This window comes from Promicromonospora sp. NFX87, assembly GCF_048564965.1.
Taxonomy (GTDB): Bacteria; Actinomycetota; Actinomycetes; order Actinomycetales; family Cellulomonadaceae; genus Promicromonospora.
This window is the reverse complement of the sequence record NZ_CP183413.1, coordinates 4,720,522-4,734,573: the sequence shown is the minus strand read 5'-3', so window position 1 is coordinate 4,734,573 and position 14,052 is coordinate 4,720,522. Positions and strand designations below refer to the sequence as shown.

Genomic DNA, 14,052 nt, shown 5'->3' with positions numbered 1-14,052 from the left:
CTCCCAGAGACGTTTCGAGGGCAAATACCCAGCACTCAGCTGTTTCAGGGGGCGATTGTCAGGTTGGTGATGCGGTCGTCCTTCAGGGTGTAGCGGTAGCGGAGGTCTACGACGCCGCCCGGGAAGTTGCCCTCCAGGTGTCGTACGGCCGTCCAGTGCTCCGCGTCGTCCTGGCGGACGGCGGTCAGCTCGCTCGTGAAGCTGTACTCGCTCGCCGCGCGGCCGAGCCAGGCGCGGATCTCCGCCGTGCCGCGGTAGGTGCGGCCCTCGTCGGTGACCTCGGCCTCCTCGGCGTAGCAGGCCAGCTCCCGCTCGACGTCGCGGGCCTCGTGGGCGGCCAGGTGTGCGGCCAGTACGGCGGGGAGCTCGATGCCCTGTGCTGCGTTCACTGTCGTTTCCTCTCGTGGTGTTCCGGACGGCTTGTGGCGGACGGCGGCTCGTGGCGGACGGCGGCGTCAGCCCACCGTCGGGACCGTTCCGCCGTCGATCGTGAGCTCGGCGCCGGTGATCGCCGCCGAGCGGTCGCTGACGAGGAAGGCGACCAGCTCGGCCACCTCGGCGGGTTCGCTGGGACGCCCGAGCGGAATGCCGCCGAGCGAGTCCATGACCTGGGCCAGGGCTTCCTCGCGCGTGATGCCCTGGCCGGCGGACAACCGGTCGACGAGGCCGTCGGCGCCGGACGACCGGATGAAGCCGGGGGAGACCACGTTGACCCGGACGCCGTGCGGTGCGACCTCGTTGGCCAGCCCCTTGCTGTACGTCGTCAGCGCGGCCTTGGCCGCGGCGTAGCCGAGCGTGGCGTCGTGCAGCGGTTGCCTGCGCTGGATGGACGAGACGTGCACGACGGCGCCCCGGCCGGCCGCGGCCATGCCAGGAACCAGTGCCCGGTCGAGGCGGACCGCCGCGAGCAGGTTCAGGCCCAGCTCATGGGCCCAGTGCTCGTCGGTGAGGGCCGCGAAGCCGCCGGACGGCGACCGTGACCCGCCGAGGGCGTGCACCAGGATGTCGACGCCGCCGAGGTGCTCGGCGATGTGCTCGGACACCCGGGCGGCGCCGTCGGGCGAGGTCAGGTCGGCCTCGACGAAGTCACGCGGGTCGGAGTGCGCCGTGGGCGCCGTGCGGGCAGTGCCCAGCACCGTCGCACCCGCCTCGCGCAGCCGCGCTGCGACGGCGGCGCCGGTGCCCCTGCTGGCCCCGGTCACGAGGGCGCGTCGGCCGTCGAGGCGGTCGCTGATGGTCACGGGGGGCGGATCGGCGTCTGCGGAGGTGTGCATGGCTCCACGCTGGGGCCTCCCGCGGGGAGAGGGTCAACCCGTGCGTCCGTTCCTGGAGCCTCTCCCTGCGGGAGGGTGCACAGTGGTGCCGTGACCCGAGGCCTGACCATCGGTGAGTTCGCGCAGCTCACCCACCTGAGCGTCCGGACCCTGCGCCGCTACCACGACTCAGGGCTGCTGGAGCCGGAGCGGGTCGACCCCGTCAGCGGCTACCGCTACTACACGAGCGCGCAGATCCCGCCGGCCCAGGTGATCCACCGCCTGCGGGAGCTCGACGTGCCACTGGCGGAGGTGCGGCAGATCCTCGACACGGAGGACGCCGGGACCCGGGCGGAGCTCGTCGCGGGGCACCTCCGCCGGCTGGAGGCGGAGCTCGACCGGACGCGGACCGCCGTCGCCTCGCTGCGGCAGCTGCTCAGCCCGAGCACGCCGCCGGAGGTCGCGCTGCGCTCCGAGCCGGCGCGGGTGGTCGCGGGGATCACCGACGTCGTCGAGCAGGACGACGTGCTGGCCTGGTACTCGGAGGCCATGGCCGAGCTGGACGCCGCCGTCGTCGGCCACGAGCGGCTCGGGCCGCCGGGCGGGCACTACGCGAACGAGCTGTTCAGCGACGGGCGCGGGCACGTGCTGGTGTACCGGCCGGTGGCGGACCCGCCCGAGCGCGGGCGGGTGCGGCCCGTCGAGCTGCCTGCCGCGGAGCTCGCGACCGTCGTCCACCACGGCGCGCACGACGACATCGACGTCACGTACGGGCGGCTCGGCGCGTGGGTGGTCGACAACACCCTGGGGGTGGACGGTCCGGTGCGCGAGACCTACCTCGTCACCCCGGCCGACACCCCCGAGACGTCCGCGTGGCGCACGGAGCTGGCCTGGCCGGTCTTCCGCCTCGCCCCCTGACCACTGAGTGCTGGGTATTTGCCCTCCTGGCTCGCGAAGAAGGGCAAATAGCCAGCACTCAACGGGGCGGTTCGAGGCGGATGACCACCGACTTGGAGGCCGGGGTGTTGCTGCCCTCTGCCGTGTGGTCCAGGGGGACCAGCACGTTGGTCTCCGGGAAGTAGGCCGCCGCGCAGCCGCGCGCCGTCGGGAACGCGACGACCCGGAACCCCTGGGCGCGGCGCTCCTCCGTGCCGCCGTCCCGCCCCGTCCACTCGCTGACCAGGTCCACCGTGTCGCCGTCGGCGAACCCGAGGGCCGTGAGGTCCTCGGGACGCACGAACACCACGCGCCGTCCGCCCTTGATCCCGCGGTACCGGTCGTCGAGGCCGTAGACGGTGGTGTTGAACTGGTCGTGGGAGCGGACGGTCTGGAGCAGCAGGCGGCCCTCGGGGACCTGGACGACCTCGAGCTCGTTGACCGTGAAGTTCGCCTTGCCGGTCGTCGTCGGGAACAGGCGGGCGTCGCGCGGCGGGTGCGGCAGCACGAAGCCGCCGGGCTCGGCGACCCGCCGTTCGAAGTCGTCGAAGCCGGGCACCACGCGCGAGATCGAGTCGCGCACGCGCGAGTAGTCGCTGCCGAACTCCTCCCAGTGCGTCGCGTCGTCCGGCCCGAGAGCGCGGCGGGCGAGGTCGCAGAGGATGTCGGTCTCGCTGCGCAGGTGCTCGGACGCCGGGTCCAGCCGCCCCCGGGACGTGTGCACGACGCTCATCGAGTCCTCGACGGTGACCACCTGCTCGCGGCCGCCCGTGCGGTCCCGCTCGGTGCGGCCCAGGCAGGGCAGGATCAGGGACCGCTTGCCGGGCAGGACGTGCGAGCGGTTCAGCTTGGTCGAGACGTGCACCGTGAGCGGTACGTCGCGCAGCGCGGCCTCCGTGACGGCGCTGTCCGGCGTGGCGGCGGCGAAGTTGCCGCCCACCGCCATGAAGACCTTGAGCTGCCCGTCGCGCAGGGCCCGGACCGTGTCGACGACGTCGTACCCGTGGGCGCGCGGCGGCTCGAAGTCGAACTCCGTGGCCAGCGCGTCGAGGAACGCCTCGGTCGGCCGTTCCCAGATGCCCATGGTGCGGTCGCCCTGCACGTTGCTGTGCCCGCGTACCGGGCAGGCGCCCGCACCCGGCCGGCCGACGTTCCCGCGCAGCAGGAGGAAGCTCACGACCTCGCGGATGGTCGCCACGGCCTGCTTGTGCTGCGTGAGGCCCATCGCCCAGCAGACGATGATCTTCTCGGATGCGAGGACGTCGCCCACGAAGTCCTCGATCTCCGACCGGTCCAGGCCGGTCGCCGCATCGACGTCGGCCCAGTCGAGGCTGCGCCACGCGGCCGCGGCGTCGGCGAAGCCGGAGGTGTGCTCGTCGATGAACTCGCGGTCGAGCACCCCCGGGTGACCGGCCGTGCGTGCATCGTCATCGGCTTCCAGGAGCAGGCGGTTGACCGCCTGGAACAGGGCCAGGTCGCCGGCGAGGCGGACCTGGAGGAACCGGTCGGCGAGCTTCGTGCCCGTCCCGACCACACCGCGCACCCGCTGCGGGTTCTTGAAGGTCTGCAGCCCGGCCTCGGGCAGCGGGTTGATGGCCACGATCCGCGCGCCGCGGTCCTTGGCCTCCTCGAGCGCGCTGAGCATGCGCGGGTGGTTGGTCCCGGGGTTCTGCCCGACGACGACGATCAGGTCGGCGTGGTCGGTGATGTCCTCCAGGGACACGCTGCCCTTGCCGATGCCCAGCGTCTCGACCAGGGCGGTGCCGGAGGACTCGTGGCACATGTTCGAGCAGTCCGGCAGGTTGTTGGTGCCGAGCTTGCGCGCCAGGAGCTGGTAGACGAACGCGGCCTCGTTGCTGGTGCGGCCCGACGTGTAGAACGCGGCCTGGTCCGGCGAGTCCAGGCCGCGGAGCTCGGACGCGACCAGGTCGAGGGCCTCGGCCCAGGGCACCGGCCGGTAGTGGTCGGCGCCCTCTTCGCGCAGCATGGGCTCGGTGAGGCGGCCGGACTTGCCCAGCCGGTGGTCGGTCCAGGTCGCCAGCTCGGAGATCGCGTGCTCGGCGAAGAAGGCCGCGTCCGCGCGCTTGCGGGTGGACTCCTCGGCGACCGCCTTGGCGCCGTTCTCGCAGAACTCGGCGAGGTGCGGCTTGCCGGGCTCGGGCCACGCGCAGCCGGGGCAGTCGAAGCCGCCGTGCTGGTTGAGCAGGGGGAGCGTGCGCAGGCCGCTCGCGACGCCCGCCTCGCCGAAGACGTGGGCCAGGCCATGTACCACCCCGGGCACCCCCGCCGCACTGTTCTTGGGCGGCCCGACGCGCAGGCTCTTCTCGGGGGCTTCGGTGCGGGCCTCGTCGCTCACGTCTGTCACGCTGCCGACCCTACGCCGGACTTCACCCTGTGTGGAGCGGATGAACATATCGGTCGGTGCGGGTGCGAGACTGGCGGCATGGGAGTCGTCACCGACCGACGGCGCGTCGTCCGCGTCCGCGAGGGCGCACGCGCGGCACGTCCGGACACGCTCGCCGTCGAGGAACCGCTGATGGTCCGGCTGGTCGATCCCGGTCCGGCACCCGGCAGCACGACGCTGACCGTGACGATGCGTACCCCCGGCGACGACTTCGACCTCGTGGCCGGCTGGCTGGTCTCGGAGGGTGCGGTGGCCGCGCCGGACGACATAGTGGCGATGCGGCTGTGCCCCGACGAGGACAACACCGTCGAGGTGGCGCTCGCGCGCGGCGTGGAGCCCCCGCGGCAGCGGGCCTTCGCGACGACGAGCGCGTGCGGCGTCTGCGGGTCGGACACCGTGGTGGAGGTGCGGGCCGGGCTGCGCTGGCCGGTCGCGAGCGACCCGGTCACCGTCGGCTCGGACATGATCTCCGCGCTGCCCGACCGGCTGCGCGAGCGTCAGCGTGCCTTCGACCGGACCGGCGGCCTGCACGCCGCGGGCCTGTTCACCGCCGACGGCGAGCCGCTGTACGTCCGCGAGGACGTCGGCCGGCACAACGCCGTCGACAAGGTGGTCGGGGCGGCGCTGCGCGACGGCGCCCTGCCCGCCGCCGGGACGGTCCTCCAGGTCAGCGGGCGGGCGTCGTTCGAGCTGGTGCAGAAGGCCGCCCGGGCCGGGATCCCGGTGCTGTCCGCGATCTCGGCGCCGTCCACGCTGGCCGTGGACCTCGCCGACGAGTGCGGCCTGACCCTGCTCGGCTTCGTGCGCGGCGACTCGATGAACGTCTACACGTGGGCGGACCGGGTGGTCTGACCCGCCGGACGGGGGTCCTGCCCGAGCACGCGGACGAGGAACGCCGCCGCGCTGTCCATGGCCCGCGCCGCTGCCGGCTCGGTGGCGTGGTGGTGCTGGAACACATGCGGGCTCCCCGGGTAGACCTCGAGGGCGACCTCCACGTCCGCGGCGGCGGCGCGGGCGGCGAGGCCCGTGGAGTCGTCGAGCAGCACCTCGTACGAGCCGACCTGGAGCAGGAGCGGCGGCAGGCCGCGCAGGTCGCCCAGCAGCGGGCTCGCGAGCGGATCGCCGGCGTCGACTCCCTCCGGCAGGTACTCCTTCGCGTACTCCTGGATGTCGGCGGCGTCGAACACCGGGTCGACGCTCTCCTTGCCGGTGAGGCTGGCGCCGGACAGCGTCAGGTCGAACCAGCCGGAGAAGGCGACGACCCCGGCGGGCAGCGGCAGCCCGGCGTCCCGCGCGGCGAGCAGCGTCGCCAGAGCGAGACCGCCGCCCGCGGAGTCGCCCGCGAGAACCACGTGTGCCGGGTCGTTGTCGTCGAGCAGGGCCCGGTACGCGGCCAGCGCGTCGTCGACGGCCGCGGGGAACAGGTGCTCGGGAGCGATCCGGTAGTCGAGGGACAGCGCGCGCAGGCCGGCGCGGGCGGCGAGCGCCGCGGTGAGCGGGACGCCGGTACTCGCGGCGCCGATCACGTAGCCGCCGCCGTGCAGGTAGAGCAGGACGCCGGCGTCGTCGTCGGCGGACGGTACGGCGACGTCCAGCGCCGGGACGCCCCCGAGCGTGGTCTCCGTGACCCGGGTGCCCTCGGGCACCGGCATCTGCCCGAACGACGCGTAGAAGGTGCGGAGCTCGGCGAGCGACTTCTGGTCCATTGTTCCTCCATGCCCGAAGATAGATTCCATGGAAGCCAAACAAGATTCCCAGGAATCTATTCCGCCGGACCTGGGATTCGCGAGCGCGCGGCTGCTCGACGATCTCGTCCGGGTGGAGGTGCGGCTCTACACCCTGCTCGACGCCCGGCTGCGGGACAAGCACGGCCACGGGCTGGGCCGGATCGACCTGCTCCGCGTGATCGCCGAGGTTCCTGACTGCCGGGTCTCGGACGTGGTCCGGCGCCTCGGCATCACGGTGGGCGCGGCGAGCAAGGGGGTCGAGCGGCAGGTGCGCGACGGCCTGGTGCGCCGCGCCGCCAACCCGGAGGACGGCCGCTCGTCGTTCCTCGCGCTCACGCCCGCCGGCCAGCAGGTCCTCGACGAGGCGCTGCCGACGCTCGACCAGGAGGCGGCAGCGGCGCTGCACGGCACGGGGGTGCCCGACGGCGACCTCGCCCACCTCGCGCGGACCCTGGCGGCGGTACGCGGTGCGCTGGAGGACGGCCGCGCGAGGTGAGGCCTGCCGGTCAGCTCGTGAAGAGCGGGATGACGCTGCGGACGGTCTGGAAGAGGCCGTAGGCCAGCGGGACGGTCACCACGAGCCAGGTGATGACCAGGCGCGGGACCTGGTTCGACGTCGGCTCCGGGGCCGGCCCTCCGGTCTGTGTCGCGGTCTGTTCCGGCATGGTCACGCCTTTCCCTCGGAGAACGCGTCGGCGCGGCTCGGCGCCTCGTGGAACCGTGCCGCCACGGGGCGGATCAGGATGTTGGCGACGAAGCCGACCGCGAGCACGGCGACCATGGTGAACAGCGCGGGCCGGTAGTCGGCGGCGACCAGCTCGCCCGGGGTGCCCTGGGCGTCGAGGAAGCCGTTGATGATGAGCGGGCCGGCGATGCCGGCCGCGGACCACGCGGTGAGCAGGCGGCCGTGGATGGCGCCCACCTGGAACGTGCCGAACAGGTCACGCAGGTACGCCGGGACCGTGGCGAAGCCGCCGCCGTAGAACGAGAGGATCACCGCGGCGACGAGCACGAAGATCACCGTGGAGAGGTGCCCGACGGTCGCCAGGAGCAGGTACAGGACCATCCCGACGCCCAGGTACATGACGTACGTCGGCTTGCGGCCGATGTAGTCCGACGTCGACGACCACACGAAGCGGCCCGCCATGTTGAACAGGGACAGGAACGCGACGAAGCCCGCCGCCGTCGTCGGCGCGACGGACGAGGTGCCGCCCTCACGGAAGAAGTCCTGGATCATCGGCGAGGCCTGCTCGAGGATGCCGATGCCCGCCGTCACGTTGCAGAACAGGACCGTCCACAGGAACCAGAACTGCGGGGTCCGTATCGCGTTCGCCGCCGAGACGTTCGCGGCCGACACCATGGGCTTGGCGGCCACCGCAGCGGCGTCGAACCCTGCGGGCGCCCAGCCGGGCGGCGGGACCTTCACCGTGAAGACGCCGAGCATCATCACGAGGAAGTACACGATGCCCAGCGTCACGAAGAGCGAGGTGACGGCGCTCCCGGAGGCCACGGAGGTGGGATCGGACGGGTCGTAGCCGCTGTCGTAGAACGCCATGAGCTGGCGCGAGAGCGGCGAGGCGACGAGCGCGCCGCCGCCGAAGCCCATGATCGCCATGCCGGTAGCCAGCCCCGGCCGGTCCGGGAACCACTTGATCAGCGTGGACACCGGCGAGATGTAGCCGATGCCGAGCCCGATGCCGCCGATGAAGCCGTACCCCAGGTACACGAGCCAGAGCTGCGACGTCGCGATGCCCAGCGCCCCGACGAGGAACCCGGAGGCCCAGAAGCAGGCCGACGCGAACATCGCGGCCCGGGGGCCCGCACGCTCCACCCAGGTCCCGAGCACCGCCGCCGAGAGCCCGAGCATGACGATCGCGATGGAGAAGATGACGCCGATCGCCGTCAGGCTCGACTCGAAGTGTGCGACCAGCGCGCTCTTGTAGACGCTGGTCGCGTACGCCTGGCCGATGCACAGGTGGATGGCGAGCGCCGCCGGCGGGATGAGCCATCTGCTGTAGCCGGGCCTGGCCACCGTGTGCTCGCGGTCGAGGAAGGACAACGCCACGGAAGCACCTCCTCGTGCTCGGGGGATCCGGCCGCAGGGAGTGCGGTTTCACCCGTTCGGTGCGCACGCTACTGGCGGTCGGATGCCCCGGTCAATGGTCAGTGCTGCGGGCTGCGCACCGCCGCGAGGAAGAGGGGAAGCTTCGTCTCGGTGTGGGCGATCCGGAGCAGGTAGGGCCGGTCCACCTGCATCGTGACCTCGGGGTCGGCGGGCACGGCGGCGCTCTCCTTCATCGCGATCTCGGTGACGGCGGCCGCCACCGTGCCCGCCTCGTCCAGGCTCAGGTAGGCCTGCTGCATCGCCTGGCTCACGCGGAGGTCCGCGCTGGTAGTGATACCGGACAGGTCGGGGGCGCCGTACAGCCCGCCGAGGCCCGCCTCCTCCATCGCCGGAGCCAGGTCGAGCGGGGGCGGTTCGAGCTCCAGGGACGGCATCGCCAGGTCGACGAGCCGCGGCGTCTCGGCGTCGAGCACCGTGGTCAGGGCGGTCAGGGTCCCGGGCGAGACGTCCGCCGGGTCGGTACCGGCAGGCGGCAGCAGGACGTCGGCGTGGAAGGCGTCCGCATAGGGCAGCCGGACGGCGGCCCAGCCGTCGCTCTCCGCGTAGGCGAAGCTCTCCGCGGCGTGCAGCATCTCGGTGGGCTCGGTCCCGGACGGACCGGTGAAGTCCTCGTCGGCGGTCGAGTGCTCCGCGAACGGGGTCTCCCAGCGCGCCGCGAGCAGCACGGCGTTCTGCAGGACCATGCGCAGGTCGAGGTCGGGTTCGATCGCCGACTTCTCGATCAGGCCGCCGGTGTGCTGGTTCACCCAGGCGTCCAGGACCTTCTTGCCCGTATCGCTTCCGAGGTCGATGCGCTGGAACCCGGCGTCGAACGCCGTGGCGATCCGGTCGAGGTAGGCCGGATCGACCTCGAGCTCGTCGTCGATCACCGCCTGGTTCGCCAGGTGCAGCACGGGCTTCTCGGGAAGCTCGTCGTCCTGCGCGACAGCAGGGTCGCCGTCGTGCTCCGCGAGCGCGCCCTGGAGGGCGTTGTACGCAGACGTACGGTCGGTACCCGAGGCGCCGAGGGCCTCGTCCAGAGCCGCCGCGGTATCGCCGTCGGCACCCTCGGCGAGCAGCGCCAGGGCGAAGGAGAGCGAAGCGGGGGAGACGAGGGCGTTCCCCTCCGGTTCCTCGGTCGCACGCAGGGCGAGCAGACCCAGCTCCTCGGTGGCGCGGACGGCGTCGGCGCTCGCGGGCGCGTCGGCGACGGCGATCACCGCACGTTCCGCGTCGGAGCGCTCCAGGCCTTCGCCGGCGGCGGGGCCGTCAGCGGCGGGGCCGCAGGCGGTCAGGGCGAGCGCCGCCGTCGCGGCCATTGCTGCGGTCGCCGTCGTACGGCGGTGGGCTGGGCTGGGACGCTGCACTGTTCCTCCTGGGGATGCCGGGCGCGGGAGCGTCTGCGGCGAGGTTCTGACCTCTTGTGTTCCGACCCGCGTCGGGCTTGCAGCGGTTCGTGCGAGGGGCTCTCAGGCCGCCATCATGGTCCGGCTCTCTGACACGCCCCGGAGGATGCGACAAGTGTCAGTGGTGCCAGGCACAATCTGTCCCGACCTTCTAGAAGTGAGGTAAGGGACAAGTGGCAAGTATCAATCGGCGGATCGCCGAGGAGCTGGGTGTACGGGAGGGGCAGGTGGCCGCGGCGGTCGACCTGCTCGACGGCGGCGCGACGGTGCCGTTCATCGCCCGCTACCGCAAGGAGGTCACCGGCACGCTCGACGATGCGCAGCTGCGCACGCTCGAGGAGCGGCTGCGGTACCTGCGCGAGCTGGAGGAGCGGCGCGCGGCGATCCTGTCGTCGGTGGAGGAGCAGGGCAAGCTCACGGACGAGCTGCGCGCCCAGATCCTTTCCGCCGAGACCAAGTCGCGTCTGGAGGACATCTACCTCCCCTTCAAGCCGAAGCGGCGCACCAAGGCGCAGATCGCGCGGGAGGCCGGCCTGGAGCCGCTCGCCCTCGCGCTGCTCGGCGACGCGTCGCTCGACCCGACGACGGCCGCCGGCCCCTACGTCGACGCCGACAAGGGCATCGCGGACACGGCGGCGGCGCTCGACGGTGCCCGCTCGATCCTCGTGGAGCGCATGGGTGAGGACGCCGACCTGATCGGCACGCTGCGGGAGCGGCTCTGGAAGCGCGGCCGCATGCTGTCCACCGTCCGCGACGGCGCGCAGGAGAAGGGCGCGAAGTTCTCGGACTACTTCGACTTCGCCGAGTCGCTGTCCAGCTTGCCGTCGCACCGCGTGCTCGCCCTCTTCCGGGGCGAGAAGGAGGACGTGCTGGACCTGACGATCGAGCCTGAGGAAGGCATCGAGGCGGGCGTGCCGACCTCCTACGAGGCGACCATCGCGCACCAGTTCGGCATCGCGAACCAGGGCCGCCCGGGCGATCGCTGGCTCGCCGACACGGTGCGCTGGGCCTGGCGCACCAAGATCCTCGTGCACCTCGGCATCGACGTGCGGCTGCGGCTGCGTTCCGAGGCGGAGGACGAGGCGGTCCGCGTCTTCGCGGCCAACCTCCGTGACCTGATGCTCGCCGCACCGGCGGGTACCCGGGCCACGATGGGCCTCGACCCGGGCCTGCGCACGGGCGTCAAGGTCGCCGTGGTCGACGCGACGGGCAAGGTCGTCGAGCACGCGACGATCTACCCGCACGCGCCGGCGAACCGGTGGGACGAGTCGCTCGCGAAGCTCGCCACCCTGGCCAAGAAGCACGACGTCGACCTCGTGGCGATCGGCAACGGGACGGCCTCGCGCGAGACCGAGCGCCTGGCCGCCGATCTCATGAAGAAGGCGCCGGAGCTCGGCCTGACCAAGGCCGTCGTCTCGGAGGCGGGGGCGTCCGTGTACTCGGCGTCCGCCTACGCGAGCGCGGAGCTGCCCGACCTCGACGTGTCCATCCGGGGTGCCGTGTCGATCGCGCGTCGCCTCCAGGACCCGCTCGCCGAGCTCGTGAAGATCGACCCCAAGTCGATCGGCGTCGGCCAGTACCAGCACGACATCACCGAGACCAAGCTCTCGCGGTCGCTGGACGCGGTGGTCGAGGACTGCGTGAACGGTGTGGGCGTCGACCTCAACACCGCGTCGGTGCCGCTGCTGTCGCGCGTCTCCGGCATCACCTCGACGCTCGCGGAGAACATCGTCGCCCACCGGGACGCCAACGGTCCGTACGCGTCGCGTGCGGCGCTCAAGAAGGTGCCGCGGCTCGGTCCCAAGGCGTTCGAGCAGTGCGCGGGCTTCCTCAAGGTCTCGGGCGGGGACGAGCCGCTGGACGCGTCGTCGGTGCACCCCGAGGCGTACCCGCTGGCGCGGCGCATCGTGACGGCGGTGGGCGCTGACGTCAAGGCCCTCATCGGCAACGGGAGCGCGCTGCGCACGCTCAGGCCCACCGACTTCGTCGACGAGACGTTCGGTCTGCCCACGGTCACCGACATCTTCGCCGAGCTGGAGAAGCCCGGCCGCGACCCGCGACCCGCGTTCGTCACCGCGTCGTTCGCGGAGGGCGTCGAGAAGCTCGGCGACCTGGTGCCCGGCATGGTCCTGGAGGGCCAGGTCACCAACGTCGCGGCGTTCGGCGCGTTCGTGGACGTCGGTGTGCACCAGGACGGCCTCGTGCACGTCTCGGCGATGTCGAAGAACTTCGTGAGCGACCCGCGCGAGGTCGTGAAGTCGGGCGACATCGTCAAGGTGAAGGTCATGGACGTCGACCTGCAGCGCAAGCGGATCGCGCTCTCGTTGCGCCTGGACGACGAGATCGGCGTGTCCGGCGGGCGCACCTCCGGTGGCTCCCGCTCCGGCGGAGACGGGCCGGGCGGGCAGGGCTCCGGCGGCCAGGGTGGCGGTCAGCGCGGCGGACGTCCCGGCGGCGAGGGTCGCGGCCGGAACGGGCGAGGTCAGGGCGGTCCCGGCCAGGGCGGTCAGGGGGGTGGCCGCGGGCGCCCCGCGCCAGCCGACACCGCGATGGCGGACGCGCTGCGCAAGGCCGGGCTGGCCTGACACGTCGGGCCGTCTGGCAATCGGGCCGCCGGGAGGCCACGATGACGGCATGAGCATTCCTGAGGAGACGTTCGACGTCGTAGTGATCGGTGGGGGTCCGGTCGGTGAGAACGCGGCCGACCGGGCCTCGCGCACCGGCCTGTCCGTTGCCCTGGTCGAGTCCGAGCTGGTGGGCGGTGAGTGCTCGTACTGGGCCTGCATGCCGTCCAAGGTGCTGCTGCGCGCAGGCGCGGTGCGTGCCCTGGCCAAGGAGACCCCCGGCCTCCGGGATCCAGGTGCGCCCGATGCCGCTGCCGTCTTCGCCCGGCGGGACGAGATCACCAGCAACTGGGACGACTCCGGGCAGGTCTCCTGGGTCGAGAGCGCGGGGCTGACCCTGGTGCGCGGCCACGGGCGGCTGGCCGGCGAGCGGCTCGTCGAGGTCACGCTGCCGGCGGGCTCCGACAGCGAGGCGCAGGGTGGAGCGGACGGCGGCCTCGGTGAGGCGGAGACAGGGGAGACCCCCGCGAAGCGTCTGCTGCGCGCGCGGCATGCGGTGATCGTCGCGACCGGCAGCGTCCCCGTCCTGCCCGGCACGCCCGGGCTGGCGGAGGCCGCGCCCTGGTCGAGCCGCGAGGCGACGGCGTCCGACACGGTCCCCGAGTCGCTCGTGGTCGTCGGCGGCGGCGTGGTCGGCGTCGAGATGGCGAACGCGTACGCGGACCTCGGCGCGCAGGTGACGCTGCTGTCGCGCGGCGGGCTGCTGTCCGCCGCCGAGCCCTTCGCCGGCGAGATGGTCGCGGAGTCGTTGACCGCGCTGGGCGTGGACGTCCGTACCGGTGCCGAGGTGGCCTCGGTCGAGCGCCCCGGCGTCGGCGCGGAGGACGGGGCCTCCGGCCCGGTGACCGTCACCCTTGCGGACGGCGGCACGATCACCGCCGCCGAGATCCTCGTGGCCACGGGCCGGGTCCCGCGGACCTCCGACGTGGGTCTCGAGAGCGTCGGCCTGGACGAGTCCGGGCTCGGCCGCGGCGGCGCCCTCGTCGTCGACGAGTCGTTGCAGGTCACCGGCGTGCCGGGTGGCTGGCTGTACGCCTGCGGGGACGTGACCGGCCGCGCGCCGACCACCCATCAGGGCAAGTACCAGGCGCGGATCGTCGGTGACGTGGTGGCCGCGCGGTACGGCACGGAAGCGGGGGACCGGTCGCCCACGAGCGGCGACCCGGAGCCCGCCGTCGGCCAGGAGGGCAAGGCGTGGTCGCGGTATGCCGCGACCGCCGACCACAGCGCGCGCGTCCAGGTTGTGTTCACACGGCCGCAGGTCTCGTGGGTGGGACCGACCGAACGGGAGGCGCGCGCGGCGGGCATCCCGGTGGAGGCCGTGTCGTACGACCTGGCCTGGGTGGCCGGCGCGAGCGTGGAGTCGCCCGGTTACAAGGGTCGCGCCCAGGTGCTCGTCGACACGCAGCGGCGGGTCCTGGTGGGTGCGACCTTCGTGGGGCCCGACGCCGGGGAGATGCTCCACGCCGCGACGATCGCCGTCGTCGGTGAGGTGCCGCTCGACCGCCTCTGGCACGCGGTCCCCGCCTACCCGACGGTCAGCGAGGTCTGGCTCCGCTTCCTGGAGTCCTACGGCCTATAAGCCCCGAGCGCGACTG

General features: G+C 72.8%; 12 protein-coding genes. 5 read left to right on the top strand and 7 right to left on the bottom strand.

Going from position 1 to position 14,052, the window contains the following annotated elements; genetic code table 11:
• Positions 1-44: 44 nt before the first annotated feature.
• On the bottom strand, positions 45-389 hold the full coding sequence (locus ACNYC2_RS21235; RefSeq protein ID WP_419703700.1) for a nuclear transport factor 2 family protein: 345 nt from the start codon (positions 387-389) through the stop codon (positions 45-47).
• A gap of 66 nt (positions 390-455) precedes the next feature.
• Entirely contained in the window at positions 456-1,274 is an 819-nt protein-coding gene (locus tag ACNYC2_RS21230) for an SDR family oxidoreductase (protein ID WP_419703699.1), read from the bottom strand.
• A 90-nt stretch (positions 1,275-1,364) separates the two neighbouring features.
• On the opposite strand from ACNYC2_RS21230, the gene ACNYC2_RS21225 reads away from it, so the two are divergent.
• Positions 1,365-2,171 carry a MerR family transcriptional regulator gene (locus tag ACNYC2_RS21225; protein ID WP_419703698.1) on the top strand — a complete coding sequence of 269 codons (807 nt, stop codon included), beginning with the start codon at positions 1,365-1,367 and terminating at the stop codon, positions 2,169-2,171.
• A gap of 58 nt (positions 2,172-2,229) precedes the next feature.
• On the opposite strand, the gene ACNYC2_RS21220 is transcribed toward ACNYC2_RS21225, so the two are convergent.
• Complete coding sequence (locus ACNYC2_RS21220) at positions 2,230-4,602, bottom strand: FdhF/YdeP family oxidoreductase (RefSeq protein ID WP_419703697.1); 2,373 nt, start codon at positions 4,600-4,602, stop codon at positions 2,230-2,232.
• Positions 4,603-4,632: 30 nt separating this feature from the next.
• On the opposite strand from ACNYC2_RS21220, the gene fdhD reads away from it, so the two are divergent.
• Positions 4,633-5,445, top strand: coding sequence for a formate dehydrogenase accessory sulfurtransferase FdhD (gene fdhD / locus ACNYC2_RS21215; RefSeq protein ID WP_419703696.1), 813 nt, complete (start codon positions 4,633-4,635; stop codon positions 5,443-5,445).
• Here fdhD and ACNYC2_RS21210 read toward each other — a convergent pair.
• Positions 5,418-6,299: an alpha/beta hydrolase fold domain-containing protein gene (locus ACNYC2_RS21210; protein ID WP_419703695.1), complete on the bottom strand. Its 882-nt coding sequence runs from the start codon at positions 6,297-6,299 to the stop codon at positions 5,418-5,420. The two genes, fdhD and ACNYC2_RS21210, sit on opposite strands and share 28 nt — an antisense overlap.
• Before the next feature lie 28 nt (positions 6,300-6,327).
• On the opposite strand from ACNYC2_RS21210, the gene ACNYC2_RS21205 reads away from it, so the two are divergent.
• Positions 6,328-6,816: a MarR family winged helix-turn-helix transcriptional regulator gene (locus ACNYC2_RS21205; protein WP_419703694.1), complete on the top strand. Its 489-nt coding sequence runs from the start codon at positions 6,328-6,330 to the stop codon at positions 6,814-6,816.
• A gap of 10 nt (positions 6,817-6,826) precedes the next feature.
• Here ACNYC2_RS21205 and ACNYC2_RS21200 read toward each other — a convergent pair whose 3' ends face one another.
• The 3 genes from ACNYC2_RS21200 to ACNYC2_RS21190 all read right to left on the bottom strand — a co-directional run bounded on the left by ACNYC2_RS21200 (position 6,827) and on the right by ACNYC2_RS21190 (position 9,791).
• The gene (locus ACNYC2_RS21200; protein WP_419703693.1) at positions 6,827-6,985 is read right to left on the bottom strand and encodes an MFS transporter small subunit; all 159 of its coding nucleotides are present in this window, start codon (positions 6,983-6,985) and stop codon (positions 6,827-6,829) included.
• A 2-nt stretch (positions 6,986-6,987) separates the two neighbouring features.
• On the bottom strand, positions 6,988-8,379 hold the full coding sequence (locus ACNYC2_RS21195; protein ID WP_419707874.1) for an OFA family MFS transporter: 1,392 nt from the start codon (positions 8,377-8,379) through the stop codon (positions 6,988-6,990).
• A 104-nt stretch (positions 8,380-8,483) separates the two neighbouring features.
• Entirely contained in the window at positions 8,484-9,791 is a 1,308-nt protein-coding gene (locus ACNYC2_RS21190) for a serpin family protein (protein ID WP_419703692.1), read from the bottom strand.
• 212 nt (positions 9,792-10,003) lie between these two features.
• On the opposite strand from ACNYC2_RS21190, the gene ACNYC2_RS21185 reads away from it, so the two are divergent.
• On the top strand, positions 10,004-12,415 hold the full coding sequence (locus tag ACNYC2_RS21185; protein WP_419703691.1) for a Tex family protein: 2,412 nt from the start codon (positions 10,004-10,006) through the stop codon (positions 12,413-12,415).
• A gap of 49 nt (positions 12,416-12,464) precedes the next feature.
• Complete coding sequence (locus ACNYC2_RS21180; RefSeq protein ID WP_419703690.1) at positions 12,465-14,036, top strand: dihydrolipoyl dehydrogenase family protein; 1,572 nt, start codon at positions 12,465-12,467, stop codon at positions 14,034-14,036.
• Positions 14,037-14,052: the final 16 nt, after the last annotated feature.